Source organism: Rhodoplanes sp. SY1 (assembly GCF_046000175.1).
GTDB lineage: Bacteria > Pseudomonadota > Alphaproteobacteria > Rhizobiales > Xanthobacteraceae > Rhodoplanes.
Genome location: NZ_JBEOMB010000310.1, coordinates 1 through 1,133, shown reverse-complemented (window position 1 = coordinate 1,133; position 1,133 = coordinate 1). Strand labels below are relative to the sequence as shown.

At 60.4% G+C, this 1,133-nt stretch carries 1 protein-coding gene; it reads right to left on the bottom strand.

The features are described 5' to 3' along the window. A partial coding sequence (locus ABTU92_RS29315; RefSeq protein WP_408095074.1) for a hypothetical protein occupies positions 1 to 319 on the bottom strand: 319 nt, incomplete at its 3' end. Positions 320 to 1,133: the final 814 nt, after the last annotated feature.

Below are 1,133 nucleotides of genomic sequence, written 5' to 3'. Positions count from 1 at the left end.
TGCCACGAAACGATAATACAACCTCACCGGTTTTTTGATTTCTATAGACAGCGGCGTAGAAGCCGGATGCGGCAACTGAAGGAATTTCGGAAGCCTTCCCCGCTTCCCTGTACACGTCCTGCCACTCTACCCGGCTCCAGCCTGCTACACTCGTCGTACCCGGGCTGTTATAAACGTCTTCAGCGAGCCGCGCATATGGGAGAACTTCTTCAGCCGTACGGGCGTCAATAACCAGGTCTTCGGCCGGGATGCCCAAGGAAGACAAAAGTAACAGACATAGGGAAACTGTTGGCAACAGCACCCATGAAAGTGGGTTCATCGGCTGCCTCGGAGAGCCTTGAAGTCCGGTCTGCCACTCAACTTGAACACGATACTCCCATTTCCTAGGCTCCACCACAACTGGTTGTCGTGATGCGCACGGACAACCCGGCTAGGCCAATCAGAGTATCTTGTAATCCTGTGATGCATCAAAACAGCGAAACACAGAAAAGAGGCGACGTTCGCTGTCACCGTCCGATGCTCATGACGGATCAGCGCCTTCGGCCCGCGTTTTTTGGGCCGTCTCCGCGAAGTATTCCGCCGGTCACGCCGGGGCGCGCCCGCAGGCGCAGTCGACCACGGACCGGCGCAAGATGCATTCGGTGAGGCGCAGTCCAGCCGCCGGGGCGAAGGCGAAAAAGGGCTCGTAATCCGCTCGCACCTCGTCATCGATGCGATCACCCCTCGTCGCCGACGAGCTCGCGCACGACCTCCTCCAGGCTGTCGCGTTGTTGGCAGCGTCAACATGGACTGAGTCGAAAGTCGCCGTGGGAGCTGGCTAACTCGGTGATCGCTGCGCTGTTTTCTGTGTGGGCGGCCGCGCCAATGGCGCTGCTTCTTGACGTGCACGCCCGCCACTGGCCGCGGTCTTATGAAACCCGGCAACGGAACGAGAACGGGCGGTGGGGGGATCGAATGTAGCGGACCTCCGCTACACATCCCGTCGCTGCTATGCCGTGAAAGACGGACCGACCTGCGGAGGACTCCAGCGTCCCCCTCCGCGGCCAATCAATGTCCCGTTCGGTGCGGTGGCGCGGCCGGCGGAAGTTCCGGCGACATCACTCCGGTGGTCAGCATCAGTTCGAGCCGCGACT